We start from the raw sequence: 26,688 nt of genomic DNA, 5'->3' as shown, positions 1-26,688 counted from the left end.
GGCTTATAATCATAAAAATTTTTTAATTATCCTTATGGCAACTCTAGAAAATGCAATTACACTTGCAGTACAGCAACATGCAGGACAAGTAGACAAAGGCGGTCAGCCTTATATTTTGCACCCCTTACGTGTAATGTTGCAATTACAACAGACCGATCAGCAAATTGTCGCCGTCCTGCACGACATTCTTGAAGATACCCACACCACAACACAAGACCTGCAAAACTTAGGGTTTCAAACACATATTATTCAAGCAATTCAGGCGCTCACCAAACTGCCACATGAAACTCGTGCCCAAGCGGCAATGCGTACTGCACAAAACCGGCTTGCCTGCGCCGTAAAAATTGCAGATGTGCAAGACAACATGAATTTAGCGCGGATTCCTAATCCTATAGCACGTGATTTAGCCCGTTTAGAAGAATACCGACAAGTTTTAGATATTCTGCAAAAAGCACAGCAAGAAAGGATGATTAAAGATTGACAACATGCAACGATAACACTTTAATTTAAGCATTGTTGCACAAATGGAATTTAGTCATGCTTACAGATTTGGATGATTTTTATTGTTTTGCCCAAGTGGTCGAACACGGTGGTTTTAGTGCAGCAGAACGTGCCACCGATATTCCAAAATCCAAACTTAGCCGACGCGTACACAACCTAGAAGAACGCTTAGGCGTACGCTTAATTCAACGCAGTTCACGTCATTTTGCAGTCACAGAAATTGGTATGAATGTGTATCGTCATGCGCAAGTGATGATGAATGCTGCCCAAGCCGCACACAATTTGGTCGACCACCTAAGCATTCAACCACGTGGTGTGATTAAAGTCAGCCTACCTGTTTCAATAGCGCAAAATGAAATTGCCAAAATTTTGCCTGAATTTTTGAAAGCCTACCCTGAAATTAAAGTACAGCTAATTGTCAGCAACCGTCGTGTCGACATCGTCAACGAAGGGATCGATATTGCCCTGCGTGTCCGCTCAAATTTAGATGACGATCCAAGTTTGGTAATTCGCAAATTCAGTAAAATCGAACAACATTTATTTGCCAGTCAGGCTTATTTAAACGAATTTGGCGATTTGAAAAAACCTGAAGATTTAAGTCAGCATAAAATTTTAAGCATGTCAGATGAGCATTTAGAGCAATTCATGGTCGTACACAATCAACAACAGCAACCAAAAAAAATTAAGGTCAACCCTACCGTTATGGGTTCAGATTTAATGATGTTGGCACAATTGGCACGACAAAATTGTGGCATTGTGTTATTACCTGACACTATCGTCGAAGATTATGTTGCATCGGGTGAATTAGTTCGTGTTTTATCCGACTGGCATGCGCCACACGGCGTTTTCCACGTCGTCTATCCTTCACGCCGGGGTTTATTACCTGCTTTACGTGTATTTATCGACTATTTGGTCGAAAAACTGACCATTCGTTAGTACAAAGCATCTATTGGATTTCAGATACACAACAGCAAAAAAAAGCTTATCTAAGACAGATAAGCTTTGAAAACTACAATCTAAAATAAGAAAGTTAAAACAAAGAAACTACAGCAAGTATCTTTGACTTCAATTATAGCAATTGTTTATTTTTTAACAAGGAGTTTAAAACTAAAGTCTAAGATGTCTTATCTATCACTCTTAACTTGAAAGCATTCGCGCATCAAATTTCAGGATAACTCCCCGTACCTTCTGGCCACGGTGATAACACTTCGAAACCTGTATCAGTCACGGCAACCATGTGTTCCCATTGTGCAGAAAGTGACTGATCAGTAGTTACCACCGTCCAGCCGTCTTTCAGTTCTTTCACTTGTGCTTTGCCCGCATTCACCATCGGCTCAATGGTAAATACCATACCTTTTTTAAGCACCAAACCTTGTCCAGGCTGACCATAATGCAGCACACTTGGTTGTTCGTGATAAATCCTTCCAATACCATGTCCGCAATATTCACGCACAATGCTATATCCTTCACGATGCGCCACACTTTGAATGGCATAGCCGATATCACCCAAAGTCGCACCTGGTTTAACCGCATGAATGCCTGCGCGCATCGCCTCATAAGTGGTATCCACCAGTTTTTTGGCTTCTGGTTTCACGTGTCCAACAAAGTACATACGACTAGTATCGCCATAAAAACCATCTTTAATCACCGCCACATCAATATTAATGATGTCGCCATCTTTTAAGATAGTTTTGGGTGATGGTATACCATGACAGACTACTTCATTCGGTGAAATACAGGTGGTTTTGGTATAACCGTGATAGCCCACATTGGCAGGAACTACTTTTAGAGTATTTACAATATAATCATGACACAAATCATCTAAATATTCTGTCGTAACACCAGGTTTGACATACTCGCCAATCATCTGTAACACCTGAGCCGCCAAACGCCCCGAAATGCGTAATTTCTCAATATCTTGCTCTGATTTAATGCTGACTCTGAGGGCGCGCATGATGAACTCCTAACCTGAAGTCTAGGATTATAGCCCTTTCAGCTTGTAAAATCAGCTCAAGCTGGCGAACAAGTATACATCGTCATGCAAACTTCAGTTTTGTTTAAGAACTAACCATTTAAAATACCAATTAAAAACTCACACGAGATCAGCGACCATATTATGTGCGATCAGCATTTTTTAAATATACATATGACAAACAGTAATTTATCTAATTTTTTATATTGAGGATTAAAACAGCATACAAACACATATCATAAAAAATATTAATACAACCCATAAAATAAATTAGAAAATTATAGCTCGATCTACTAAAATCGCTTTCTTTCGTTTACACCTTATTTTTTTCTCCCATGACGAATTTACGCACACGGGATATTATTGCCTTGGGTTTTATGACCTTCGCACTATTTATAGGTGCTGGTAATATTATCTTCCCGCCTATCGTGGCACAACAAGCGGGCGAACACGTCTGGCTTGCTGCGCTCGGTTTCCTCATTACCGCTGTTGGCTTACCCGTCATTACCATTATGGCTTTGTCACGTGTTGAAGGTTCTATACAAATTTTAAGTTCGCCTTTGGGCAAAATCGCGAGCTTAATTTTAACAGTCGTCTGTTATTTAGCAGTCGGCCCGCTTTTCGCCACGCCACGTACAGCAACAGTATCTTATGAAATTGGTTTTTCGGCCTATTTTGGCGATTCCGCGAGTACCTTATTCATTTATAGCGCCATCTATTTTACCTTGGTGATGTTGGTTTCACTGTATCCACACAAAATTTTAGACACAGTGGGCTATGTACTTTCCCCGCTTAAAATTTTGTCATTACTAATTTTAGGGATCACTGCCTTTATTATTCCAACAGGTACAATTTCTCCCGCCATTCACAATTATGTAAACAGTCCTGTATCTGAAGGGTTTATTAATGGTTATCTCACCATGGATACTTTAGGTGCATTGGTATTTGGGATTGTTATCATTAATGCGATTCGTTCACGTGGGGTGACTGACAAAAAACTCATCACCCGCTATGCAGTATGGGCAAGTTTAATTTCAGGGATTGGTTTAACCTTAGTTTATCTGAGTCTGTTTAAACTGGGGATGGGCAGTCACGATGTTGCCGCCAATGCCAGTAATGGTGCGATAATTTTACACGCCTATGTACAACATGCCTTTGGCGGATTTGGCTCGGTATTTTTAGCTGCCATGATCTTTATTGCCTGCTTGGTTACTGCGATTGGACTAACATGCGCATGTGCAGGATATTTTGAACAAATAACTAAAATTCACTACCGCCGTTGGGTATTTATTTTAGTAGGCTTTGCATTTGGCATTTCAAATCTTGGACTTACCAAGCTGATTGCAGTCTCAGTGCCCATTTTAAGTGCGATTTATCCACCTGCAATTGTCGTCATTTTACTCAGCTTTTTCTGGGGATTGTTCCGTATTCCAACTCGTGTGATTGCACCTACTGCGGCAGTTGCATTGTTCTTTGGCATCATTGACGCAATGAAGGCTGCTGACTTAGCTAGATTCTTGCCGACCTCACTGACCAATTTACCTCTGAGCGAACAAAACCTCGCTTGGTTGATTCCTGCATTGCTGATTTTTGTATTCGCTGCAATACGTGATCGAATGAAAAAATAGCCAGTACGGACTTCGAGCTAGGCTATGGTTTCAAGTCACGCTCTATTTTCAAACTGCTTTGTATTAAAGTCGTGTTTTATCCAAATACGAGTTTAAGTTAGACAATAATTGTCAGGTTTTACCCAAACTCGAACTTATTGTTTCTTGTGCTAAAGCTACCTCTTTTTAAGGCAATTTTCCAGCCATGATGATAGCAACCCAAATATTTTTTTGGTATAAATAAACAAATGAAATTAAAATATTTTCAATAAAATACTAAAATAAAATAAACCATTCAACCATTTTAAACACATCTCAAATTAACGCTAAAGTCGTATAGTCGCCCTCAAAATTAGCTGGCATAAAATATGCAAGTACGATAGAAATCGTATTTAAATAACTAAAAAAACACGCTACTTTTTATTATTTTGTAAATAAATGATAAAAAATAGTGGTATTTCTTACAAAAATGATGTTTTTTATCAAAATATGACTATAAGGACTTGAAATAGTTTGAGAAACAAGGTAGAACATTAAAACTAATCTGAATAAAATGCTCAGATTTTAGTGATTTATAACAAGGAGGGATGGAGATGTTTACACATTTCAATACGCAAGTCTTCATTAACGCTCTGAAGGCTAACCAAAATCTAGTTACTTTTTTAAGCACCACTTTTGCACTGATGCTCACCCTATTGCTCCAAGGCTCAATTCAAGGCAACTTGAAACCAACCTATTTTTTATATGCCTTATTGGTATGTATAGCCTTTGCCATTTGGACATCGATTGACCAAAAGTTTCGTGGGCGTAAAAAGGTAGAAATTCATTAATTTTACCCTAATGCACACTCATTTTATTTTTTTCGCTTTCACTTTGCGGCAGATGGATCACTCCTCTGCCGCCAAACTCAGAAAACAGACTCTAATCATCACTCCTGATCTACAACAAACTTCTCAAAATCTTCTGCTGACTACCATGAAAAAATTAAACTAAGCAATTAGAATTACAACAACCCATAGATTGCACCGAGCAACAACACACTCGTCCCGCCCAATTCAGCCACAATCAATAACAGCATCGCCTGACTCATGCACCAACTTGGTAATGTCCTTGTTGCAATTTGATGCGGTTGTTTAAATTGATTGGTGGTGTCTTTAAGCAATCCATGCAAGATATAACTCAGAATAGAAAAGCTGAAAAATACTAAATTTAGAATCACACACATTAAAATTACAGTGGCATCCCAAATACAAAAATAAGCCAAGACCGCTAAAATTAAACTCGCAGGTGCATATAACAAGCTACTGCGATGTGCGATATCCACGTAATAGTGTGCACGCGCTTGGGCAGAAGCACGAATTTGCCAATATTTCCACACGCCTGTAAGCATCCCCACCCACAAAAATATTCCACTGAAGATAAGTGCAAGGCGCACTGCCAAAGATAAACTTTCCATGTTTAACACTCTTTTATTTTTCGTATGGCTATTTAACTATACTCGCAGACTACTCTGCTTGACTTTAGAGTCAGAATAAATACAAGTTTCTTTTTAGAACTCGTGTAAAGTAAATTTACTCTCTTCATTCTTAAAAACATTATGAGCACATTTGAAAGCTTAAATATTATTTGTGCAGATGGTTATGCTCTAGCTGCCCGTTATTATCCAAATCAATATACACAAGCACAACGTCTACCTGTCTTGATTTGTCCAGCGACAGGCATTACTAAAAGTTTTTATCACGCTTTTGCCACATGGCTAAATGAACAAGGCTATGCTGTTCTGTGTTTTGATTTTCGTGGTATTGGTGATTCATTGCATGAACCATTAAAACAATGTAATGCCAGTATTGTCGATTGGGGACAGTTAGATATTCCTGCAGCAGTAAATACTTTGCTGCAAAAAACACAAGCCGAACAGGTCGTTTTATTGGGACATAGTGCAGGCGGACAATTATTAGGGATTAATCCTGAATATCATAAAGTGGCAAAAGTCGTGGCTGTTTCTGGCTCTACAGGCCACACAAAAGGTTTAAAAGGTCGTACTCGCCTGCTTGCTCCAGTGATGTTTAATGTTATTTTTCCACTTGCCAGAATTACTCATGGATATGGTCCAACCAATGCAATTGGCATGGGTGAAAACTTACCTAAAAATGTGGCACAACAATGGGCACAGTTTTGTAGCAAACCTGGCTATGTGATCAATGCGGTTGGTAAAACAGTTACGCAGCATTATCACGATGATATTCGCTGCCCAATTACTGCAATTTGGAGTTCAGATGATGAAATTGCCACCGAAGCCAATGTACAAGATTTACTCCGTCTTTATCCTCAAGCCCCGACCATTATGATAGAACTCAAACCTGAGCATTATCAGCACAAAACCATTGGTCACATGGCAATGTTTAAAAAATCACATCAAAATTTATGGGATGTGATTGCAAATCAATTGGCAGTTTAATTTTCAGTGATGACATCACCTACAAATTAGACATTTTCTGGTTTTAGTTTCTCGCTTTTTCTTTTCCCTGTTTAAGCAACCAAATTTGTAATCCTGTTTGGTTGCTTCTTTTTTCTATTCCATATTAACCGCTGCTCATGTTCAACATTTAAAACTCAGACTTTTTGTTAATACAAATTTTCATAATGGAATACCACAATCTTTTTATTGCATCATGAAAAAAGCTCCACCATTTCGGCAGAGCTTTTTTGAGTGAGTTAATTTAATGCTTGGCAATTAGCGTAAACGAATCATCACAGTTTTAATACGGTTGCCATCAAGTTCTATCACTTCAAAGTGCACACCTTGATAATCCAACTGCGTCCCCACCTGAACTTCGCCTTGGGTTTTATCTAAAATCAGACCCGCAACGCTAATGTAGCCTGCATCTTCTTCAATCAGATCCATCATGCCCAGTTCAAGTTCAAGCTGGTATAAATCTAGCATACCTGTTGCTTTCCATTCGTTTTCATTGATTTTAATCAAATCTAACTGTTCGTCAGCATCCGGGAATTCACCAGCAATCGCTTCAAACACATCAAGCGGTGAAATCAAACCTTGGACATTACCAAACTCATCACTAACCAACACCAAAGAACCTTTAGAAGTACGCAAGGTATTGATCGCATCAATCACTTTCATTTTTTCAAAAATGTAAATTGGGCGCTGACGTTTAATTAAAGCTTTAAGCTCTTCTTCTTCGTCCAATACATCCAATAACTCTTTGGCACGTACAATGCTAATGACTTTATCCAAACTACCACGACACACTGGGAATAAGCTGTGTGGTACAGATAAAATCTGTTCACGGATTTGTTCAGGTGAATCTTCAATATTGACCCATGAAATTTGGCTACGTGGTGTCATAATCGAAGCAACTGAACGCTCAGCCAATGTTAAGACACCACCAATCATGTAGCGCTCTTCATCTGCAAACGCTTCTTGCGCTTCATTGTGCAAATCAGGGCTACTGGTTTCAACTCGACCACCCATCAATTTTAAAATTGAATCTGCAGTACGATGACGTAACGGAATTTTTGCTTCATGTTTTGCAACATTGCGCTGACCAAATTGGTTAAATGCTTCAATAGCAATCGCAACACCAATACCTGAATAGATATAACCTTTAGGGATATGAAAGCCAAAACCTTCTGCAATTAAGCTGATACCAATTAAAAGTAAGAAGCTTAGACACAAAATCACCACTGTTGGATGACGGTTCACAAATGCAGTTAATGGCTTAGATGCAAGCAACATCACCAACATTGCAACCACCATTGCAATCATCATCACATAGATATTGTCGACCATACCAATTGCGGTAATGACTGAGTCTAAAGAGAAAACTGCATCTAGAACAACAATTTGTGCTACAACTGCGGCAAAACTTGCATAAACCACATTGGTCGTGACTTTGATTTCAGGTTTGCCTTCCATCTTCTCATGCAGTTCTCCTACCGCCTTGTAGACGAGGAATAAACCGCCGCCCAAGAGAATGAGGTCACGCCCTGAAAAGGTTTTTTCAAATAGGGTAATTAACGGTTCGGTTAAAGTAACCAACCAAGAGATTGCAAATAACAATCCTAAACGCATAAACAACGCTAAAGATAAGCCAATCACACGGGCTTTATCACGCTGTTCTGGGGGTAATTTTTCTGCAAGAATTGCAATAAAGACTAGGTTATCAATACCTAATACGATTTCTAGAATAATAAGTGTAATTAAACCAACCCATATTCCCGGATCTAATAAAAACTCCATTAGTTCATATCTCCGAGATAGTTAGCAGAAATCGAAATATAAAGTAGACCTGCGCACGGCGACAGATCCATAAAAGTAACCTTTTTAGCAATAGATTGCTTAATTATGCACAATCTTGAACATTTGTAATTAAATTTTTAATTTTTTTGAATAAAACTAAACAGTATGATCTATAAGATGGTTTTTACTTTATTTTCATATTCTTAATTTTTTTAAGATCGTCAACAACAGAACAAAAGCCGTGAGAATGGATTAAAATGTCAAATGAATTGTCATATATCTATCTTTAGACGCATTAGTCATAGATTAAAACTTCAAACCAATCCACACCTTAACACAATCTAACATATTGATAAACAATGATTATTCATCATAAATTAGACCAAGGTTTATAAGTTTTCCATACAATCCAGCCTAAAAGCCCGCACTTTCAGCTAAGAGCCAAGTGTACAAATATATTTTTTTAATTAAAATGCACCCTAAGTTGATGGTTAAATTGATAATTCAACTTATAAAACGAGATCACTCACTATTAATCCAAACTAAAACAATTCTAGAGGATTAATTAATATGACACATGAATTTGGATTGAACTGAAACAAATACCGACATGCTTGGAAAAATAGCAGTTGCAAAGTTAGCTTTTTAATCGAAATGGATAATATTGCGTTAAATTTCAATCAGATTTTAGCCACTGAAAGCATCTTGCTAAGCACATGAGTTTTCACATAAAATGTGAAATATGAAAAATACAATTAAAACAATGCAGGGAATATGCAATGTCTAAGAAATATTCAAAATTTCTACCATCCGCCGACCAATATGATATTGAACAGTTTCCGTATTATTGGGTTACACAAGTACATGCACAATATGTACACAATGTCGATCAGGCACTTAAAAAGTATGGTTTAGATAATTCTCGTCGTCGTATTTTATTGGCATTAAGGTCAAAATCGCATGCGAGTGTATCCGATTTATCAGACATGGTAGTGTCAAAAATGTCAACCACAACTAAAATTGTATATCGTTTAAAAGATGAAGGTTTGGTTGAAACCTATTCTTGCGATGATGATGCGCGTATCACTCGCGTCGTGCTCACAGAAAAAGGCAATGAGATGACCAACAAAATTAATGATCTGACAAGCGTTGTTTTAGAGCAGTCATTTGATGGTCTGACTCCCCTACAAATTGAAAAAATGATGGAAAGTTTACGTCATATTTTTAATAATTTAGCACGCTAAATATCACGTTATTGTTCCACATCAGTTCTTATCCTAACTTTGAGTACAAAGTGCACTTAAAGATCGAAAAAGTTAAGCTGAGGGCTTACTTTTCGATCTTTGCTTTTTGAATATGCGAACACTCAAACTCATCTACAGGAAAGACCTGCACAAAGGAGTGTATGTGCGGTGGTTTCAGAGTCAGCACTTCATCTAAACGTGCAAGTGGAATAACAATAACAGTGCGTTTAACAGCCCCATGCACATGAAATTACTTCATCGAAACATGGTCAGAGGGATCCATGCTAATCTTATTCGCAGATCAAACATTTTCTTCTTAACCCTACCATCTCTTTAAACGGCAAATTTCATATATCGCTGAATACTTAATTTATCATCACAGCTAAAACCATAGTCGAAGCATTTTTACACATATTTTCCTGTGCAAGTGATTTAGAATTTTGCTTTATTTGTCGTTTCGCAACTTTCTAAATTAGCTTTCACTCTACTCCTCAATTTGACGTTTAGTGGCGTTTTCTAACAGAAAAAGTACATTCTGTACCCATTCAGCGATAAAATTATCACGAAAAATACTGCAATTACAGATCACAAAAAAGCCTCCGAAGAGGCTCATTTGTTTGTATTACATAATCAGTAAATCAAAATCCTTGAGGATTAGTCACCTGTGTAACCTTTTAATTTTAAACGTGCTGCGTGTAAAAGTGGCTCTGTATAACCAGAAGGTTGCTCGCCACCTTTGAAGATCAAGTCAGATGCAGCTTGGAACGCAATGTTGTTAGCAAAGTCATTAGACATAGGCGTGTATAGTGGATCATCAGCATTTTGTTGATCTACAATTTTCGCCATGCGCTGCATCACGTCTTCAACTTGTGCACGTGTTACGATACCGTGACGTAACCAGTTTGCAACGTGTTGTGAAGAAATACGCAAAGTTGCACGGTCTTCCATCAAGCCTACATCATTGATGTCAGGAACTTTTGAACAACCCACACCAAGGTCAACCCAACGAACCACATAACCCAGAATACCCTGACAGTTATTTTCCAGTTCTTTCAGTTTCTCTTCTTCGGTCCAGTTGGTGTCTGTTGCCAATGGTGGAGTCAACAGGTCATCTAGAGGTAGCACTTCAGTTGCAAGTAATTCTTGCTGACGGTTTGCTACATTGATTTGATGGTAGTGAATCGCGTGAATCACTGCACCTGTTGGAGATGGTACCCATGCACAGCTTGCACCCGCTTCCGGATGCTCAGTCTTGGTTTTGTACATGTCTAACAGCATGTCTGGTTTTGGCCACATGCCTTTACCAATCTGTGCCTTACCACGCAGACCTGCTTGCAGACCGATCATTACGTTACGGTTTTCGTAAGCTGGGAACCATTTTTGGCCTTTGATTTCACCCTTACGAACGAATGGACCTGCTTCCATTAAGGTATGGATTTCGTCACCAGTACGGTCCATGAAGCCTGTATTAATGAAGATGGTACGGTCTTTCGCCTGAGCAATACAGTTTTTCAGGTTAACCGAAGTACGACGCTCTTCATCCATGATACCGATTTTCAGGGTTTTCGCAGGTAAGCCAAGCGCCTGTTCAGCACGCTCAAACAGCTCTACTGCAAATGCAACCTCTTCAGGACCATGCATTTTCGGCTTCACGATGTACATAGACCCTTTACGAGAGTTTTTGATCGTGTTTTCGCCACGGATATCAGCTACAGAAAGCAATGGAGTAACCAATGCATCCATGATGCCTTCATAAATTTCTTCGCCATCCACCAGGATTGCCGGGTTTGTCATCAAGTGACCCACGTTACGAAGAAGCATCAATGAACGACCGTGAACTTTAGTTTCACCACCTTCCAGATTCTTGAAGGTACGGTCAGCATTCAGCTTACGAGTAATAGTCTTGCCATTTTTCTCGATAGACTCTTCAAGCGTACCGCGCATTAAGCCTAGCCAGTTACGGTAGCCTTCTACCTTCTCTTCGGCATCTACTGCTGCAACAGAGTCTTCCAAGTCTTGGATTGTTGTTACAGCGGCTTCAAGCACCACATCTTTAACGCCAGCTGCATCAGTTTGACCAATCGGGCTATTTGCATCGATTTGGATCAGCGCATGCAAGCCATTATTTTTCAGTACGATTTCATTCGGTGCAGCAGCTTCGCCGTTATAGCCAACAAATTTAGATGCATCAGCCACAGTCGTAGTAGTGCCGTCCTTTAACGTTACAACCAGTACATTGCCTTCAACTGCATATTGAGTGGCATCAGCATGTGAGCCTTGTGCCAGTGGAAAAGTTTCGTCCAAGAAGTTTTTCGCAAATGCGATAACTTTTTCACCACGTTTCGGATTATAGCCTTTACCTTTTTCCGCGCCACCTTCTTCAGAAATGACATCGAAACCATAAAGTGCATCATACAATGAACCCCAACGTGCATTCGCTGCGTTCAGGCAGTAACGCGCATTACGTACAGGAACTACTAGCTGCGGGCCAGCAAGTAGTGCAATTTCTTCATCGACATTTTCAGTGGTAATTTGAAAATCTTCTACTTCTGGTAGCAAGTAGCCAATTTCAGTCAAGAAAGCTTTGTAAGCTTCTAATTCAAATGTATTATTGCGGTGCCATTCATCAATTTTAGCCTGAAGCTCATCACGCTTTGCGAGTAATGTTTTGTTCTTAGGGCTAAGATCGACAACGACTTGCTCAAAGTTTTTCCAGTATGTATCACTGTCTAAACCAGAACCTGGTAATGCTTCATTTTCGATGAAATCGTAAAGTTCTTTAGCAATCGCTAACTTGCCTTTTTGAATACGTGCAGTCATTGTCTTTCCTGATATTGCTACTTTTTATACAAGAGATTCTAGTATACTGATTTATATTTAGCTGAATAGTATTATCACATTTCAAAATAACGATCATTTATTACAAGATGAATGACAACAATCATCATAAATGCTGATCAGAAACACGACACTATTGCTCATCTAAATATACTTTTACAGTGTATAAAGTTTTTTAAATGTCGAAATTAGACTTAAGTTCAGATTTTGTTGTAAAAATCGGCTTCAGTCTTATTTCAACCTTTCAAGATTAAGCCACGTTTATAACAAAATGTCGATAAAACCAGCAGTCACTGAATTTCTAACATAAAAAAGCGCCTAATTCTAGGCGCTTTAAAATCAACTAATTTGCTGTTCGGCTTCTGTTGCCTGTATTTGGCGGTGTTCTGCATTTAAATAGTCATCGGATTGCATTTCCAATAAACGTGAACGCGTGCGTTCAATTTCAAATGCTAACTTTTCGCCCTGATAGATTTCAATAATCGAATCTTCAGAGGTCAATAATAATTTAACACCACGATCATAAAATTCATCGACCAAATAAATAAAACGACGTGTACCTTCAGACAAGAAATCGGTTAAATGCGGTACATTGCTCACCAAAACAGTATTGTAGATATTTGCAATTTCAATAAAGTCTGCAGGACTACGCGGTTTAAAGCACAGTTCTGAAAATTCACACCACAACACATCTTCAGTATGCGCAATTGTTTCGACAACACGTTGGTTGATGATAATTGGCTCAGAAGAATGATGTTGTGTATTGGTCAAAGCACTGAAACGCTGTGCCATCCAGTTTTGATTATCTTGCGTTAAGGGCGATTTAAATAATTGCGCCTGTTTCAAAACACGTAAGCGATAATCTACACCAGCATCGACATTTAGCACTTGGCAATGTTTTTTGACCATTTCAATGGTTGGAATAAAACGATCTCGATGGATACCATTTTTATATAAACCGTCTGGCGCGATGTTAGAGGTTGCCACTAAGGTAATACCTCTATGGAATAATTTTTGGAATAAGTCACTTAGAATCATCGCATCAGTCACGTTAGATACGAAAAATTCATCAAAACAAATCACCACTGCATCTTTATAAATTTGGTCTGCAACAGAATCGAGCGGATTACGCTGCCCCGAAAGTTTGTTCAGTTCACGATGAACATGCTGCATAAAGTGGTGAAAGTGCATACGTGTTTTACGTCTAAATGGAATCGAGTCATAAAACTGATCCATAAGCCATGTTTTACCACGACCTACACCACCCCACATATAAACACCCTGTGGTGCTGTTTGGCGGCGGAAACGTCGGAACGCTTTTTTTGATGCTTTATAGCGTTGAATTAATTCCTGCCACACACGCTCAAGTTCGTGTACAGCCTGCGCCTGCGCATCATCTGGCATAAATTGTCCAGAGGCTAACGCTTGTGCATAACGCTCAGCAGGCGATAATGGAGTAAAGGCTGTGGCTTGTGGCGAATTAAAATCAGACATATTCATCAGTACTTATTTTGACTTGTAGATTATAACGAAGATCGAATCGGGAGATATAGCACTTTGGCATAGTTTGCAAATTACTTAGGCTACTTCGTATATTGGCGTGGACTTTGTCCAAACCACCGCTTAAAGGCATGATTAAATGCTGCGGGTTCTGAATAACCAAGTAACTCTGCAATCATTTCAATTGAATATTCCTGATATTCAATTAATCGTAATGCTTTATCTTTGATGAGATCTTCACGAATTTGTTTATAACTGGTGTTAAGTTGTTGCAGTTGATGGCGCAAAGTCCGTTCAGGAATTTGCAAAGCATGTGCTGTTTCTGCCATGCTCGGCATACTACCCTGTTGTAATTCCAAATAATCTTTTACGCGCTGTACCACCGAAGGCGCATCATCTTCAAGTTTAAGTCGCTCTAACTCAATTACACACTTGACTTCGTAACTACCAAAAGTGACCGAATCGGCAGATGGAATACGTGCAGTGAGGACTGAATCATCAAACCAAAATGCTGCTTGTGATTGATTAAAAACAATATCTTGACCGTAATAATCATAAAAAGTTTGTAAAACTTCACTTTGCTGCGGCTGTGTAAATGGCAATTCTATGCGAATACGTGGCGCACTCATCCCCATCATTTTATATAGGTCTTGAATAAATTTAAATGTGCCTGAAATTTCACACTGCGCACGCAATACACCTAAATTACTATGCAAATCATTGGGTTGATAACACAAAGCAATATGTCGCGTGCTATGCTGTAAACTCAGTTTCCCGCTTAAATGCGTCAATCCTTGATATTGAATCCCTTTTTCTAGTGCAGTTGCAATATCTGGACTGGTTACCAATAACATCAATAATGGACCATAACCTGCCAAAGCATAATGCTGTCCAATAAACAACCCCGTTTCAGGTTCAACATCTGCGCCTATAACGTTTAAAATATCCCATTCCAGACTGGGATGAATCACAGAACTGGTGTCCAATGCATCTGCACACAAGCCGATACTTTGCAATTTTGCATCGACATCAACGCCTGCTTTACGCATGCCTTGTATTAAATACATCAAGCCGAGTATGGATCTTTTCATAAATTGAACAATGTGAAATGGAATATCCTTTTTACCCGATTCGTCCCCAGATAGAAATTGCCGAAAATATCAATTTTTATGTCAGCACGATCATGTTAGCGCATGCTGGCTTATTCTATCCTGACATAAACAAACACAAGTTAAACAGACCTAAGTCAAACAAAATAAATATAAGGATACCTTCATGCAGGCTGCAGCAGCGCATTATCAAGTCGCAATTATTGGTGCAGGCTTTGGTGGATTAGCCATGGCGATTCGTTTGCTGCAGCGCAATATTCATAACTTTTTGATTTTAGAAAAGTCTAATGAAGTGGGTGGTACTTGGCGTGAAAATCAATACCCTGGCGCAGCTTGTGATGTACAGTCGCATCTATATTCATTGTCCTTTGCACCCAAAACTGACTGGTCAAAACGTTATGCCGATGCGCCAGAAATTTTTCAGTATATTCAAGATGTGGTGCAACAGTTTAATCTGCGTGAATATTGCCAATTTAACAGCGAAGTGGTGCATACGGAATACCATGAAAAAGAATGTCTGTGGCACGTTACATTAAAAGATGGCAGACAAATGAGTTGTCAATATTTAATCTTTGCTTCTGGTCCACTACATGTGCCGCAAATCCCTCACATTAAAGGGATTGAAAAGTTTCAGGGCAAGGTTTTTCACTCCTCACAATGGGATCATCAATACGACTTAAATGGTAAAGTTGTGGCATCTATTGGTACTGGCGGCAGCGCAATTCAATACATTCCTGAAATTGCACCCCAAGTCAAACAAATATATGTGATGCAACGTACGGCTGCATGGGTCATTCCACGAGATGAACGCAAATATCTGAATGTAGAGAAAAAACTATTTAAACAAGCAGACTGGTTTAGAAAATTACATCGTGCGCGTTTGTATTGGTCAAATGAGTCACGCGCGATTCCAATCATGCAACCTAGTGTGATGAAATATACCCAAAAACTGGCAGAAGCGTTTATTCGTTTTCAGGTGAAAGATAAAGAACTCGCCAAGAAACTAACTCCTGATTTCGTCATGGGTTGTAAGCGTATTTTGATTTCCAACAAATATTTTCCAACCTTTAACCGTAAAAACGTTGAACTGGTTACAGATGCTATTCAGGAAATTACTGCAAATGGCATCATCACCAAAGATGGTAAAGAACGTCAGATTGACTGCCTGATTTATGGTACAGGTTTTATTACCGATCCACGTATCTACTTAAAGCATTTTGATTGTGTCGGTCGTAATGGCATTGAGCTGAAACAGGCATGGAAAGATGGCGCTGAGAGTTATTATGGCATTAGCCACAAAGGTTTTCCAAACTTGTTTCAGTTGCTTGGGCCAAATACAGTTTTGGCGCACAACTCAGTTATTTTTATGATCGAAGCGCAAGTCGATTATATTCTGCAAATGATGGATTTGGTAACACAATCACAGAGCAATGCAATTGTAGTGAAAGATCAAGTACAAGATCAATTTAACCACGATGTGCAAGATATGCTGAATAACACAGTTTGGCAATCAGGCTGTGTAAGTTGGTATCAACAAGATGGTGGAAAAAACTTTGCTCTTTGGCCAACCTATACTTGGAAATATTGGCTAAAAACCAAGTCGCTACATCCTAGTGATTTCAGATTAATCAGCAAAGTGGCATAAATTTCTGCTTTTAAAAGTAAACTGGCATAATCAAGAGGTTTTTATCTATCTCCTACCTGTTGATCTCATGCAATCTCTTTGGCTGATTTTCGAATTACTCTGCTGTTTAGGCTTAGGCTTTGTACTGGCAAAACGCCTTCCTCCTATAATCGAAAAAATTGCGTTTCAACTGCTTCCGTATTTTAGCTATATCTTACTCATTGCAATTGCGATGGAATTTTCACAAACGCTCGGTTCACTACAGCAGCCATCGCATCTTCTCTCTACAGCTTTACAAATTGCGCTTGCCACCTCAATTGGTGCATTTCTATGTTGCTATTTACTTTACAAAAGTTTGGGGCTTCAAGCATCACAAGGTAAAGTTTCACTACAGTTATTGATTCAATCTTGCATTAATATCAGCTATGCCTTTTTTGCACTATTGGTAGGCTACCTACTGCATCTCGTTTTCAGTGTTATGGAGTTGAAAGTTCAGATCAACACTTGGTATTTACTGTTGCTGTTTATGTGGATGATTGGACTCGATCTTGCTTATTCGCCTTTAGATCGTTCTTGGCTGAATTGGAAAATTTTGATGGTGCCCGTAGGCTGCATATTAGGTTCGATTGCAGGTGTACTACTTTGCTCATTTTGGCTCCCCATCACTCTACAAGACTTGCTCATGCTCTCACAAGGCTATGGGTTTTATTCCATGAGCGGAATAGTCGTATCTGAGCTTCGCAATGCCGAATTAGGTAGCATTGCGTTAATGAATGATTTATTTAGAGAAATTTTTGCAATATTGTTAATGTATATTTTGGGATGGCGTTATCCCCGCGCTGCGATTTCTGCCGCAGGCGCAACTGCCATGGATGTCACTTTGCCCATGGTCAAACAAGCCTGTGGCAATGATTTTATTCCACATGCCATGGTCAGTGGATTTGTACTGTCAATTCTCGCACCCATTGCTGTAAGTGTGTTGGCAGCGATTTAACAAGAATCAACAATTGTTCTCTTTCTCTCTGAGAGAAAGTTAGAGAGGATTTGCGCTAATTGTGCTCTCTCCCTCTTGGAGAGAGTTAGAGAGAGGGCTTATCTTGCTTAAAAAAAAGAGTTACATAGGTTAAGATTAAAGCGTCGCTAAAATATCTTTCAAAGTCTGACGCGGGTTATCAGATTTTGTAATTGGACGACCAATGACCATATGCGTAGAACCATCAAGCATGGCTTGTTTTGGGGTCACAATACGTTTTTGATCATCAGCATTTGAACCGTCAGGACGAATCCCTGGAGTTACTAAGGCAAAATCTTGTCCTAAAGTTTCGCGTAGCATTTTGGCTTCTTGTGCAGAACACACCACACCATCTAAACCACTTTCTTGAGTGAGTTTAGCTAAACGCTGAACTTGTTGAAAAGGCTCAATATCTAAACCTATATCTTTTAAATCTTCACGTCCCATAGAGGTTAGAACAGTCACTGCAATCAATTGAGTTTGATAATTTCCTGCTTTTAAACGCTCCACACAGGTTTCCATCATTTTACGACCACCTGAAGCGTGCACGTTGACCATCCACACGCCTAAATCTGCTGCAGCACATACTGCCTGAGCTGTTGTGTTTGGAATATCGTGAAATTTCAAATCCAGAAAAACTTCAAAACCTTTGTCGTGTAGGGCTTTCACGACGGTTGGACCTTCATGGGTAAATAACTCTTTACCTACTTTTACTCGACACAATGCAGGGTCTAATTGTTCTGCAATGGTTAAGGCGTCACATTGGCTTTTAGCATCGAGGGCAACAATGATACTCAAGAGAATTACCTATGGATTTGACAAAGAGCCGCTATTATAAAGTGATTCGTGCCAAGCAGATAGTCAAAAAGACAGCTTATCCCCCATCGCAACAATAATCAGCCGTTCCTGAAAGACACAAATAAAAAAACACCCCAAAGAAAACCTTGAGGTGTTGATGATAAATTCGCTCAACAGAATAGTTTATAGTGCATTAGAAGAACGATCTTCAGTATGCACATCTAATACCGTTTTTTCATGACGAGTATGCGCAGCAGCTTCAGCAGCAGCAAGTTGAGCTGCATGAATTTGCTCTTTACGCAGATGCTCAATATCTTTACGCAGTCGCTTAATTTCCCAACTATTTTGGAATACACGGAACACTTGCACACCCAGCAATAACCCTAGCACCAAACCAAGTGCCAATGTAATCAGTAGCAATAAACCCAAACGCATTGCAGGCACTTGAGTAAATAACAGGTCAACCGAAAGTTCCGTGCCGTTTTGCAAAACCAATGCTAAAGAATATCCAAATAGAATAATTAAAATAGCGACTAGAACGTAACGCATAAACACCCCTAGGAATTTTATTTGTTTACAGACTCATTTACTGCATCACGTAGTGCTTTACCTGGTTTAAAGTGCGGTACAGCTTTAGCCGCAACTTCTACAGACTTACCTGTTTTTGGGTTACGACCTACTCGCGGTTCACGGTGATGTAATGCAAAACTACCGAATCCACGAATTTCAATTCGGTTATCTGCCGATAGTGATGCAATCATTTGATCAATCATGATTTTAACAGCTTCTTCCACCAATGGCTCAGCCAAATGGGGGTTTTTTAAAGCAATTCGTTCTATCAAGTCAGACTTGTTCAGTGCTTCAGTAGTCATCTGCGACCTCTTTAATTATCAAGCTACTTTTACATAAACTGATAATAACCTGTTTAAATACAAAACGGTAGCGTAATAATTGAATACTACGCTACCGTTTACAGTATTTGTGCAAAAAGTATGTGTTAGTTTACATTAACAATACAGTTTACCCGCAACTTAGTTGCCCATTTGAGCTTTGATCAAGTCACCAATGGTCTTAGGACCATTGTCTTGACCGCCAGCTGCAGTTTTCAAATTAGCAACAGCTTCTTTCTCTTCAGCTTCGTCTTTCGCTTTGATAGACAAGTTGATAGAGCGAGATTTACGGTCTACGTTGATGATTTTCGCTTCAACTTCTTGACCAACTTCTAAGAACTTAGTTGCGTCTTCAACGCGATCACGGTTGATTTCAGATGCTTTCAGTGTTGCTTCAACTTCGTCAGCTAACTTAACAGTTGCGCCACGAGCGTCAACAGCAGTTACAGTACCTTTAACCAAAGCACCACGTTCGTTAGCAGCTAAGAAATCGTTGAATGGATCGCTGTTCAGTTGCTTGATACCAAGGCTGATACGATTACCTTCAGCGTCTACAGAAAGGATAACCGCTTCAACAGTGTCACCTTTCTTGTAACGACGAATTGCTTCTTCGCCTTGTTCGTTCCAAGAAATGTCAGACAAGTGAACTAGACCATCGATACCGCCTGGTAAACCGATGAAGATACCGAAGTCAGTGATAGACTTGATCGTACCTGAAACTTTTTCACCTTTGTCGTGGTTCTTAGCAAACTCTTCCCATGGGTTAGCACGAGTTTGTTTGATACCAAGAGAAATACGACGACGCTCTTCGTCAACTTCAAGAACCATCACGTCAACTTCGTCACCAATCTGAACAACTTTAGATGGGTGGATGTTTTTGTTGGTGTGGTCCATTTCAGAAACGTGTACTAAACCTTCAACGCCTTCAGCGATTTCAGCGAAACAGCCGTAGTCTGTTAAGTTCGTTACGCGAGCTTTAACGATAGAACCTTTAGGATAACGGCTCATGATCGCTAACCATGGATCTTCGCCTAATTGCTTAAGACCTAAAGATACGCGGTTACGCTCTTTGTCAAACTTAAGTACTTTAACAGTAACTTCTTGACCCACTTCAACCACTTCTGATGGATGCTTGATACGTTTCCAAGCCATGTCAGTGATGTGAAGAAGACCGTCAATACCACCAAGGTCAACGAATGCACCGTAGTCAGTAAGGTTCTTAATGGTACCAGTAACAGTTTGACCTTCTTCAAGCTGAGCAAGAAGCGCTTCACGGTCAGCTGAAGATTCAGCTTCCATCACTGCACGACGAGATACAACAACGTTGTTACGTTTAGCATCAAGTTTGATTACTTTAAACTCTAACTCTTTACCTTCAAGGTGAGTTGTGTCACGGATAGGGCGAGTGTCTACCAAAGAACCTGGTAAGAACGCACGAACTGGACCGATGTCTACAGTGAAACCGCCTTTAACTTTACCAGAGATAACACCAGTAACGATTTCGCCGTCTTCAAAGATTTTTTCAAGTTTAGTCCAAGTTTCAGCACGTTTCGCTTTTTCACGTGATAAAACAGTTTGACCCATACCGTTGTCAAGTGCTTCAACAACAACATCAACGGTGTCACCAACTTGAACTTCAAGTTCGCGTTGTTCGTTTAAGAATTCAGCGCGATCAACAACGCCTTCTGATTTAAGGCCAGTATCAACTGTTACCCAGTCAGAGTCGATGCTTACTACAACGCCTTGGATGACAGCACCCTTTTCAACGTTGAGGTTTAATTCGCTTTCTTCAAAGAGGGCTGCAAAAGATTCGGTCATGATATACCTGATAAAGTCAGCGGTCTTGGATCAGACAAGGCCGGTTTAGTTAAACGTCTACATAGTCCATATAGAACTGATCAAGCTATGCGTTCGCTGAATAGATTTATTTCACGCGATTAAGCGCGGCAAATAGCAAGCTTCTGATCGACATAAGCCGTCATTAATACAAATACTTCATCAATATTCAACTCAGAACTATCAATGATGTAAGCATCTTCTGCGGGCTTGAGCGGAGCAACTGTGCGCTCCATATCTCGTTTGTCGCGAGCCTGTATATTCGCTAAAATGTCGTTTATTTTAGCATCCAGCCCCATACCCTGCAACTGTTTTACACGTCTTTGTGCACGCGACTCTGCCGAAGCAGTTAAATAAATTTTAGCCTGTGCATCTGGAAAAATACTGGTCGCCATGTCGCGTCCATCTGCAACCAAACCCGGTGCTTGAGCAAAGGCATGCTGGCGTGCGAGTAATGCTGTGCGCAATTCAGGTACTGCTGCAACTTTTGATGCATATTCCCCCACTCGTTCGGTACGTATGGTTTGCGTGACATCTTCACCATCAAGTAACACTTGTGTGCCCTCTGATTGGGTCACAAATTGAATATTGAGCTGTGTTGCAATAGCAACGCATTGATTCAATTGAGTATCAAGCTGATCTAGCAAATCCTGCTTATGCAAAGCCAAACCCAACAAACGATACAACGCTCCAGAGTCAAGCAAATGAAATTGATAATGTGCTGCCAATTTTGCCGCGAGTGTGCCTTTACCTGAACCGCTAGGGCCATCAATGGTAATAATTTGAACCGTCATGATGTTTCCGAAATGATTAAAGAGATTTTGCAAGTTTGGATAAACCAATTTTAATTGCAGTTTTCAACTGCGCGAGAATAGCTTTACTCACAAACGGAACACGCGCTTGTAACTCAATGCGATACGTGACTAAGGTTTTGTGATCCGCCACTTGCTGAAATTCAAGTGTACCCAAATGATGTTTCACCAATGGATTTTTAATGATTTTATATTCAATCCGCTGATTCGGTTCGAGTAAGGTAATTTGCTCTTGTAAAGGTTTAATCTGCCCAATTCCCATACGACGCACTGAACCTACACCATCTGGACGTTCAGGATCGGTAGAGTCTTTAATGCGTACCACTTGCATTGGTGCAAATGCGATATTATAAGTTGCATGTTTAGAAAGTAATTCAAATACTTGCGCAACTGGCGCATTAAATTCTTGTTTAATTTGAATAGCGTGCATGGTTTGCCCTGATAATGAATGCTGGATTGTGTTTGATTTAGTTTAACGCAAATCAAGCCTAAGACTCAGAACTGGTTTTGATCATGAAGGTCATTTATACACTGTTGCTGTTTTTGTTGTTTCTTTTGCGCACGGCGCATTTTAAAAAAATCACTCAATTGGGCTGAACATTGCTGCCCTAAACAACCTGATTGATACTCAAAAATATGATTGTAATAACCTGACTCTAAAAGCTTTCTGGCACTGATCAATGAGCCAGCTTTGGGTTCAGTTGCGCCAAACACCACCCGTTTGATTCGCGCATGAATGAGCGCACCCACACACATGGTACAAGGTTCCAGTGTTACATAAAGCGTAGCATCTTCAGGTAAACGATAATTTTGAACATGATCACACGCTGCACGAATTGCCACAATTTCGGCATGTGCAGTGGCATCGTGTAAAGAAATAGGCGCGTTATAACCCGCGCCAATCACCTGATTTTGACTGACAATAACAGCTCCCACAGGAATTTCTCCCTGTGCTGCGGCCAAAGCAGCCTGCGCATAGGCAAGCTGCATCCAATCTTCATCGCTATAGTTTTGTTCTGACATTTAAATATGAGTAAAAAATCAATATAAATCAAATAATCTCGTATTGTTTCAATAACTCATTCCAGCTTTCAATGCTCGTCACAGGTGGATTGTCTGCAAAAATGGTTTTAAGCTGCACAGGTCCATTTTGCTGCCAAGCTGGTGCAAGGTCTTTATCAACCAAACGTGCGCGAACGCCTTCGACAAAATCTGGGTGGCGAATTTTCCAGTCTGAAATTTGCGTTTCCAGTTCGAATACTTCTTTCCAAGCGTGAACTTTTTTGCCCCATTGCCATAATAACCACGTTAACGCCGCTGTGGTTGGTGAACCTTTTTGTAAGTTTTCACTGGCTTGACGTAGCCAATCACTACGCGCATCACTCAAACCAATAATCGACTCATAATCACTTTCAAAACTCACACCACGGCACACGCTTTGAATGACATCCAAAGAGTTTTGTAACGGACCTGGTCCTACAGGACGGTGCATGCTGTTCAAGGTATCATCAATGGCACGGAAGTCACCTGCAGGGTAATGATTCCAGTCGATATTAATGACTTTATCTAAGACTGCTGCACGCTGTGCATCACAAATATGCGTTGCCCAACCAATGCCATAAGCACCCGCTGCAGTCATGATTGAACCTGTTAAACCAGTGAACAAACCAATCGCACCACGGTCTGCCAAGAAACGGGTTGCACCTACATCTGGGTATAAACCAATGTTAATTTCTGGCATAGCTAAACGTGAATACGGTGTGACCAAACGAAATGGTGCAGCCATAAATAGGCCTAAACCACCACCCATGACATAACCTTCACCCCACACTAAAACAGGCTTAGCATAGTTATGTAGCAACAAGTCCAACGCATATTCTTGCTCAAAGAACTTATTTGCAGTTGCAACTTCATCATTAATGACAAGCTGACGTAACTTGCGTACATCACCACCTGCACAAAATGCTTTTGGTGTCGTCGAATCTAGCCAAATTGCTTTTACGCTATCGTCTGTATGGAAATCTTGAAATACTGCCAATAATGCAGAAACAATAGATTCATCTAAAGCATGCAAAGATTTTGGGCGATTCAAACGAACAATGCGCCAACCGTTATTTGCTTCTTCGACAATTAAATCCAGATGATATTCTTTAGAAATGGGAGAATGTGTCATGCGTCCAGCTGCCAGTCTATAGGCTCAATGCCATTTTGTTTAAGATAATTATTTGATTTTGAAAATACTTTACACCCAAAGAAACCACCACGGTTTGCTGCCAATGGCGATGGATGCGCTGCCTTCAAAATCAGATGTTTATTTGGATCTATACGTTGTCCTTTACGTTGTGCATATGCGCCCCACAAAATAAACACAATATGCTCACGTTGTTGATTTAACACATCAATCACATGATCTGTAAAATCTTCCCAACCCTGCTTTTGGTGCGAGGTCGGTTGTCCTGCTTCTACCGTTAACACGCTGTTAAGCAGCAATACCCCTTGCTCTGCCCAGTGCGTTAAATCACCGTGTTTTGGAATAGGCACACCTAAATCTGTATGTAACTCATGGAAAATATTACGCAAAGATGGTGGCAATGCAACCCCTCTTTGTACAGAAAAGCTAAGCCCATGTGCCTGGTTAGGTCCGTGATAAGGGTCTTGCCCAATAATCACGACTTTCACCTGATTTAAAGGCGTGGTATTTAGCGCATTAAATATCAGTGAACTTGGTGGATAAATCACCTTATTCTGTTGTTTTTCTTGCAACAAAAAATCGCGTAGCGCATCCATTTTTGGACTCAATAAAAATTCGGCTAGATTATATTTCCAACTCTCATCTAACTGAACTTTATTTAAGCTCGCATATTGCTGCTCAGTAAAAGACATACTGCTATCAATCCTTGTTGATGTCTAAAGATGTGATTTAAAGTTTAACTTGTAACTCTACATTCGGGTTTTGGAATGTCATCCCCTGTTTTAATTTTTCATACATCTGTGGGTCTGACCATTCTGTCTGTACTTGCTCAGAGAAATGAATTTGATCCAAACTTAGCAATCCCATCTGTGCATTTTCAATGTCTTCCAAAAAGCTTTGTGCATAACCTGTATCGGTTTCATGCACAATTACCGAATAGACTTCCACATCACCTTCCCCATTTTGTGTGATAGTTGATGCCAAAACTTGCTGTGCCAAATAAAAGAAAATACGTGAAAACTGTTCTGCCGATGGTGATACGGGTAAAGATACCCAACGTGCGCTGAATGTTTTGCAGGCTTGAATATATGCAGGATCATCCTGCTGCCAAAAACAAATGGCATGATCAAAGGCATCAAATAATTCTTTGATTACGCCTTTTAGCAAACCAAAGTCATATACCATTTGACCATGATCAAGTTTTGTAGCTTTCAGTAATAATTCTACTTTGTAGCTATGACCATGAATCGAGCGCTTACAGCGGTCTGAAGTGCAATTACGCACAATATGCGCATTTTCAAACTTAAATAACTTTCGAATTAACATGGGGCTTAACGTCATCAAAATATTTAGGGGATATTCTTTGTAATTATAATGCAAAACGTAAACAATAAGCCAATTTTAGCCCGCAGATTGCCAGACAAAAATCATAATGATCGGTTTCAGTACAGACATGCAATGCAATTACTTTTAAATGATGACAACTAAGTTAACATTTAATGATAAAAATTAAAATGGCGCCAGACTTCGCCCACTGACAATGACAGATTTTTCGCTACGCACCAAATTACTGCTAAATTGACGTTTGCGCTCGCCCAACACCACTTCAATTTTGGCTTTGAAATATTGTGATTGCACACCCAATAAACCTGTAAATTCATTGCGTATCGCGCTATCGACAGCTTGAAAGCCTTCTAGTTCCCACAAACCATTTACATTGCTAAAGTGCTCTAAATTGGCATTACGACGATCAAGTAGATTTTGTACTGCTACCACATCCAGCTTTTCATCTAAGCTCGCCAAAACCAAAGCAGGTGCGGTGTTAATATTGATAGTGGTATCCCGTTTTGGCAAGGCACTAACATAAGGCGCAATTTGCTGATACTTCGCACCCTCAAAACCACGGACTTGTTTTAATTCTTCTGCACTGTGAAATAAGCTATTGGGCGGTAAATAAGGAATTGCTAAACCTTGGTAATAACTCGACTCTGCACCCATTGCACCACTCGGTTCATCATCTGCATCTTGCCAGTCAATCACGGCTTCACTTAATTGGGCAGGCAGCCCGACACGCTGTAACAGTTTTTCAAAATATTTTTTTGCTTTTTCGTTCACCTGATCTTCGGTTGTCAGCAAACTATTTAAATTAAATTTCCCGGACTCATCTTGCAACACGCCCGATACATAACCATCTTCGACTGGAAATGGCGGCATCGGTTTTGCCCAATTTTCTTGTAAGTGATCAACTTGGCCTGCATTTTTAGCATCATCTTGCAGTAATTCTGCAAAAAATAATTCGGCACTTTTGGCATATAACAATGCTTGATTTTGACGCATCAAATACGCAGTATTTTCACTGGTGTACATTTGCCGTTTGGCTATGGTTGCGGCCAAAATTGTAGCTAAAGCAACCAGCATCAAAATCGTAATCAAGGCGATACCTTGTTGTGATTTGGTGATGCTACCTAAGCGCTGAATCGATTTTGCATACATTGC

At 39.9% G+C, this 26,688-nt stretch carries 25 protein-coding genes and 1 pseudogene; 8 read left to right on the top strand and 18 right to left on the bottom strand.

The genetic code is table 11. The features are described from left to right. Nucleotides 1-34: 34 nt before the first annotated feature. Together AC0T5Z_RS06345 and AC0T5Z_RS06340 are read left to right on the top strand one after the other, a co-directional pair. On the top strand, nt 35-481 hold the full coding sequence (locus AC0T5Z_RS06345; protein WP_291334114.1) for an HD domain-containing protein: 447 nt from the start codon (nt 35-37) through the stop codon (nt 479-481). 56 nt (nt 482-537) lie between these two features. Next, nucleotides 538-1,437 carry a LysR substrate-binding domain-containing protein gene (locus AC0T5Z_RS06340; RefSeq protein ID WP_435336913.1) on the top strand — a complete coding sequence of 300 codons (900 nt, stop codon included), beginning with the start codon at nt 538-540 and terminating at the stop codon, nt 1,435-1,437. A gap of 223 nt (nt 1,438-1,660) precedes the next feature. On the opposite strand, the gene map is transcribed toward AC0T5Z_RS06340, so the two are convergent. Next, nucleotides 1,661-2,455, bottom strand: a complete 795-nt coding sequence (gene map / locus AC0T5Z_RS06335) for a type I methionyl aminopeptidase (RefSeq protein WP_435336914.1) — start codon at nt 2,453-2,455, stop codon at nt 1,661-1,663. Nucleotides 2,456-2,808: 353 nt separating this feature from the next. Between map and brnQ the strand changes: the two genes are divergently transcribed. Both brnQ and AC0T5Z_RS06325 read left to right on the top strand, forming a co-directional pair. Continuing rightward, entirely contained in the window at nt 2,809-4,101 is a 1,293-nt protein-coding gene (gene brnQ / locus AC0T5Z_RS06330) for a branched-chain amino acid transport system II carrier protein (RefSeq protein ID WP_435336915.1), read from the top strand. 572 nt (nt 4,102-4,673) lie between these two features. Then, nucleotides 4,674-4,910, top strand: a complete 237-nt coding sequence (locus AC0T5Z_RS06325; protein ID WP_291334108.1) for a hypothetical protein — start codon at nt 4,674-4,676, stop codon at nt 4,908-4,910. Between the two features lie 173 nt (nt 4,911-5,083). On the opposite strand, the gene AC0T5Z_RS06320 is transcribed toward AC0T5Z_RS06325, so the two are convergent. Continuing rightward, nucleotides 5,084-5,536, bottom strand: coding sequence for a hypothetical protein (locus tag AC0T5Z_RS06320; RefSeq protein ID WP_291334107.1), 453 nt, complete (start codon nt 5,534-5,536; stop codon nt 5,084-5,086). A gap of 141 nt (nt 5,537-5,677) precedes the next feature. Between AC0T5Z_RS06320 and AC0T5Z_RS06315 the strand changes: the two genes are divergently transcribed. Next, nucleotides 5,678-6,538 carry an alpha/beta hydrolase family protein gene (locus AC0T5Z_RS06315; protein ID WP_291334105.1) on the top strand — a complete coding sequence of 287 codons (861 nt, stop codon included), beginning with the start codon at nt 5,678-5,680 and terminating at the stop codon, nt 6,536-6,538. Between the two features lie 276 nt (nt 6,539-6,814). On the opposite strand, the gene AC0T5Z_RS06310 is transcribed toward AC0T5Z_RS06315, so the two are convergent. Then, a complete protein-coding gene (locus AC0T5Z_RS06310; protein ID WP_291334103.1) occupies nt 6,815-8,338 on the bottom strand; it encodes a TerC family protein in 1,524 nt (507 codons plus the stop codon). Between the two features lie 779 nt (nt 8,339-9,117). Here AC0T5Z_RS06310 and AC0T5Z_RS06305 point away from each other — a divergent pair. Next, a complete protein-coding gene (locus tag AC0T5Z_RS06305; protein ID WP_291334101.1) occupies nt 9,118-9,582 on the top strand; it encodes a MarR family winged helix-turn-helix transcriptional regulator in 465 nt (154 codons plus the stop codon). Nucleotides 9,583-9,638: 56 nt separating this feature from the next. Here the strand turns inward: AC0T5Z_RS06305 and AC0T5Z_RS06300 are convergent. From AC0T5Z_RS06300 to AC0T5Z_RS06285, 4 genes and pseudogenes are all read right to left on the bottom strand, one after another. Beyond that, a pseudogene (locus AC0T5Z_RS06300) lies at nt 9,639-9,883 on the bottom strand (DUF159 family protein); the annotation flags it as partial. A gap of 353 nt (nt 9,884-10,236) precedes the next feature. Next, a complete protein-coding gene (locus AC0T5Z_RS06295) occupies nt 10,237-12,402 on the bottom strand; it encodes a malate synthase G (protein WP_291335527.1) in 2,166 nt (721 codons plus the stop codon). Between the two features lie 357 nt (nt 12,403-12,759). Then, nucleotides 12,760-13,914, bottom strand: coding sequence for a cell division protein ZapE (gene zapE / locus AC0T5Z_RS06290; RefSeq protein WP_291335529.1), 1,155 nt, complete (start codon nt 13,912-13,914; stop codon nt 12,760-12,762). 89 nt (nt 13,915-14,003) lie between these two features. Further along, complete coding sequence (locus AC0T5Z_RS06285; RefSeq protein WP_291335531.1) at nt 14,004-15,011, bottom strand: helix-turn-helix transcriptional regulator; 1,008 nt, start codon at nt 15,009-15,011, stop codon at nt 14,004-14,006. 184 nt (nt 15,012-15,195) lie between these two features. Here AC0T5Z_RS06285 and AC0T5Z_RS06280 point away from each other — a divergent pair, with 184 nt between their 5' ends. After that, nucleotides 15,196-16,674: a flavin-containing monooxygenase gene (locus AC0T5Z_RS06280; protein ID WP_291335533.1), complete on the top strand. Its 1,479-nt coding sequence runs from the start codon at nt 15,196-15,198 to the stop codon at nt 16,672-16,674. A gap of 67 nt (nt 16,675-16,741) precedes the next feature. Further along, nucleotides 16,742-17,647 (top strand): LysO family transporter, encoded by a 906-nt coding sequence (locus AC0T5Z_RS06275; protein WP_291335535.1) that lies wholly within the window; start codon nt 16,742-16,744, stop codon nt 17,645-17,647. 135 nt (nt 17,648-17,782) lie between these two features. Here the strand turns inward: AC0T5Z_RS06275 and pyrF are convergent, their stop codons facing one another. The 11 genes from pyrF to gspK all read right to left on the bottom strand — a co-directional run bounded on the left by pyrF (nt 17,783) and on the right by gspK (nt 26,685). Beyond that, nucleotides 17,783-18,463, bottom strand: a complete 681-nt coding sequence (pyrF, locus tag AC0T5Z_RS06270; RefSeq protein ID WP_435336916.1) for an orotidine-5'-phosphate decarboxylase — start codon at nt 18,461-18,463, stop codon at nt 17,783-17,785. Between the two features lie 183 nt (nt 18,464-18,646). Beyond that, a complete protein-coding gene (locus AC0T5Z_RS06265; protein ID WP_291335539.1) occupies nt 18,647-19,012 on the bottom strand; it encodes a lipopolysaccharide assembly protein LapA domain-containing protein in 366 nt (121 codons plus the stop codon). Nucleotides 19,013-19,029: 17 nt separating this feature from the next. Further along, entirely contained in the window at nt 19,030-19,335 is a 306-nt protein-coding gene (locus tag AC0T5Z_RS06260; RefSeq protein WP_004976773.1) for an integration host factor subunit beta, read from the bottom strand. 159 nt (nt 19,336-19,494) lie between these two features. Next, a complete protein-coding gene (gene rpsA, locus AC0T5Z_RS06255) occupies nt 19,495-21,171 on the bottom strand; it encodes a 30S ribosomal protein S1 (RefSeq protein WP_291335542.1) in 1,677 nt (558 codons plus the stop codon). Between the two features lie 119 nt (nt 21,172-21,290). After that, nucleotides 21,291-21,983 (bottom strand): (d)CMP kinase, encoded by a 693-nt coding sequence (gene cmk, locus AC0T5Z_RS06250; protein ID WP_291335544.1) that lies wholly within the window; start codon nt 21,981-21,983, stop codon nt 21,291-21,293. A 16-nt stretch (nt 21,984-21,999) separates the two neighbouring features. Continuing rightward, nucleotides 22,000-22,431 (bottom strand): SRPBCC family protein, encoded by a 432-nt coding sequence (locus AC0T5Z_RS06245; RefSeq protein WP_435336917.1) that lies wholly within the window; start codon nt 22,429-22,431, stop codon nt 22,000-22,002. Between the two features lie 65 nt (nt 22,432-22,496). After that, nucleotides 22,497-23,024: a tRNA adenosine(34) deaminase TadA gene (tadA, locus tag AC0T5Z_RS06240; RefSeq protein ID WP_435336918.1), complete on the bottom strand. Its 528-nt coding sequence runs from the start codon at nt 23,022-23,024 to the stop codon at nt 22,497-22,499. A gap of 28 nt (nt 23,025-23,052) precedes the next feature. Next, nucleotides 23,053-24,174: an enoyl-CoA hydratase/isomerase family protein gene (locus tag AC0T5Z_RS06235; RefSeq protein ID WP_435336919.1), complete on the bottom strand. Its 1,122-nt coding sequence runs from the start codon at nt 24,172-24,174 to the stop codon at nt 23,053-23,055. Beyond that, a complete protein-coding gene (gene ung / locus AC0T5Z_RS06230) occupies nt 24,171-24,884 on the bottom strand; it encodes a uracil-DNA glycosylase (RefSeq protein ID WP_291335552.1) in 714 nt (237 codons plus the stop codon). The genes AC0T5Z_RS06235 and ung overlap by 4 nt, the downstream gene beginning before the upstream one ends. Before the next feature lie 37 nt (nt 24,885-24,921). Then, nucleotides 24,922-25,518: a 6-pyruvoyl trahydropterin synthase family protein gene (locus tag AC0T5Z_RS06225; protein ID WP_291335554.1), complete on the bottom strand. Its 597-nt coding sequence runs from the start codon at nt 25,516-25,518 to the stop codon at nt 24,922-24,924. 183 nt (nt 25,519-25,701) lie between these two features. After that, nucleotides 25,702-26,685: a type II secretion system minor pseudopilin GspK gene (gene gspK / locus AC0T5Z_RS06220; RefSeq protein ID WP_291335556.1), complete on the bottom strand. Its 984-nt coding sequence runs from the start codon at nt 26,683-26,685 to the stop codon at nt 25,702-25,704. Nucleotides 26,686-26,688: the final 3 nt, after the last annotated feature.

It is taken from the genome of Acinetobacter pengchengensis (assembly GCF_982235305.1).
Note: the sequence above shows the minus strand (reverse complement) of the source record. Positions and strands in the feature narration are given on the sequence as shown.

Excerpts from the sequence above, each read along its gene's own strand:
- AC0T5Z_RS06345 (WP_291334114.1), top strand. The coding sequence starts at position 35 with ATGGCAACTCTAGAAAATGCAATTACACTTGCAGTACAGCAACATGCA.
- AC0T5Z_RS06340 (WP_435336913.1), top strand. The coding sequence starts at position 538 with ATGCTTACAGATTTGGATGATTTTTATTGTTTTGCCCAAGTGGTCGAA.
- map (WP_435336914.1), bottom strand. The coding sequence starts at position 2,455 with ATGCGCGCCCTCAGAGTCAGCATTAAATCAGAGCAAGATATTGAGAAA.
- brnQ (WP_435336915.1), top strand. The coding sequence starts at position 2,809 with ATGACGAATTTACGCACACGGGATATTATTGCCTTGGGTTTTATGACC.
- AC0T5Z_RS06325 (WP_291334108.1), top strand. The coding sequence starts at position 4,674 with ATGTTTACACATTTCAATACGCAAGTCTTCATTAACGCTCTGAAGGCT.
- AC0T5Z_RS06320 (WP_291334107.1), bottom strand. The coding sequence starts at position 5,536 with ATGGAAAGTTTATCTTTGGCAGTGCGCCTTGCACTTATCTTCAGTGGA.
- AC0T5Z_RS06315 (WP_291334105.1), top strand. The coding sequence starts at position 5,678 with ATGAGCACATTTGAAAGCTTAAATATTATTTGTGCAGATGGTTATGCT.
- AC0T5Z_RS06310 (WP_291334103.1), bottom strand. The coding sequence starts at position 8,338 with ATGGAGTTTTTATTAGATCCGGGAATATGGGTTGGTTTAATTACACTT.
- AC0T5Z_RS06305 (WP_291334101.1), top strand. The coding sequence starts at position 9,118 with ATGTCTAAGAAATATTCAAAATTTCTACCATCCGCCGACCAATATGAT.
- AC0T5Z_RS06295 (WP_291335527.1), bottom strand. The coding sequence starts at position 12,402 with ATGACTGCACGTATTCAAAAAGGCAAGTTAGCGATTGCTAAAGAACTT.
- zapE (WP_291335529.1), bottom strand. The coding sequence starts at position 13,914 with ATGTCTGATTTTAATTCGCCACAAGCCACAGCCTTTACTCCATTATCG.
- AC0T5Z_RS06285 (WP_291335531.1), bottom strand. The coding sequence starts at position 15,011 with ATGAAAAGATCCATACTCGGCTTGATGTATTTAATACAAGGCATGCGT.
- AC0T5Z_RS06280 (WP_291335533.1), top strand. The coding sequence starts at position 15,196 with ATGCAGGCTGCAGCAGCGCATTATCAAGTCGCAATTATTGGTGCAGGC.
- AC0T5Z_RS06275 (WP_291335535.1), top strand. The coding sequence starts at position 16,742 with ATGCAATCTCTTTGGCTGATTTTCGAATTACTCTGCTGTTTAGGCTTA.
- AC0T5Z_RS06265 (WP_291335539.1), bottom strand. The coding sequence starts at position 19,012 with ATGCGTTACGTTCTAGTCGCTATTTTAATTATTCTATTTGGATATTCT.
- AC0T5Z_RS06260 (WP_004976773.1), bottom strand. The coding sequence starts at position 19,335 with ATGACTACTGAAGCACTGAACAAGTCTGACTTGATAGAACGAATTGCT.
- rpsA (WP_291335542.1), bottom strand. The coding sequence starts at position 21,171 with ATGACCGAATCTTTTGCAGCCCTCTTTGAAGAAAGCGAATTAAACCTC.
- cmk (WP_291335544.1), bottom strand. The coding sequence starts at position 21,983 with ATGACGGTTCAAATTATTACCATTGATGGCCCTAGCGGTTCAGGTAAA.
- AC0T5Z_RS06245 (WP_435336917.1), bottom strand. The coding sequence starts at position 22,431 with ATGCACGCTATTCAAATTAAACAAGAATTTAATGCGCCAGTTGCGCAA.
- tadA (WP_435336918.1), bottom strand. The coding sequence starts at position 23,024 with ATGTCAGAACAAAACTATAGCGATGAAGATTGGATGCAGCTTGCCTAT.
- AC0T5Z_RS06235 (WP_435336919.1), bottom strand. The coding sequence starts at position 24,174 with ATGACACATTCTCCCATTTCTAAAGAATATCATCTGGATTTAATTGTC.
- ung (WP_291335552.1), bottom strand. The coding sequence starts at position 24,884 with ATGTCTTTTACTGAGCAGCAATATGCGAGCTTAAATAAAGTTCAGTTA.
- AC0T5Z_RS06225 (WP_291335554.1), bottom strand. The coding sequence starts at position 25,518 with ATGTTAATTCGAAAGTTATTTAAGTTTGAAAATGCGCATATTGTGCGT.
- gspK (WP_291335556.1), bottom strand. The coding sequence starts at position 26,685 with ATGTATGCAAAATCGATTCAGCGCTTAGGTAGCATCACCAAATCACAA.